This is a genomic window from Gluconobacter sp. P1D12_c (assembly GCF_018812105.1).
In the GTDB taxonomy this organism is placed as follows: Bacteria; Pseudomonadota; Alphaproteobacteria; order Acetobacterales; family Acetobacteraceae; genus Gluconobacter; species Gluconobacter oxydans_A.
Genome location: NZ_JACSIQ010000570.1, coordinates 1 through 419, shown reverse-complemented (window position 1 = coordinate 419; position 419 = coordinate 1). Strand labels below are relative to the sequence as shown.

The window sequence follows — 419 nt, the reverse complement described above, 5'->3', positions numbered from 1 at the left end:
AGTGCTGGAAACCGCGCTGAACCGGGTGACGGCTCTTGCCAGGAAGGGCGAGTTGTCACAGGTCCGGCTTGATGCACATGGTCTTGTGATTTCGCCTCTGAAAGCAATTACACCCCCTGCTGTGGAAGAGTTGAGGCGGGCGGCTTACGACCGGCTGCCACGCATCAAGATTACTGATCTTCTGCTGGAAGTGGACCGCTGGATCAGCTTCACCGACTGCTTTACCCATCGCCGTTCCAGCCGTGTCGCGGATGACAAAAACGCCCTGCTGACGGTGATCCTGGCGGATGGGATTAATCTTGGTCTGACACGCATGGCCGACACCTGTCAGGGTGCCACCCTGCGCCAGTTGGCGCATCTGCATGACTGGCATATCAGCGAGGCCGGATACGCCGAAGCCCTTGGCCGTATGGTTGCAG

Annotated in this window: 1 protein-coding gene; it reads left to right on the top strand. The window is 58.9% G+C overall.

What is annotated here, in order from left to right; genetic code table 11:
* On the top strand, positions 1-419 hold a 419-nt coding region (locus KP705_RS18190; protein WP_215765312.1), incomplete at both ends, for a Tn3 family transposase.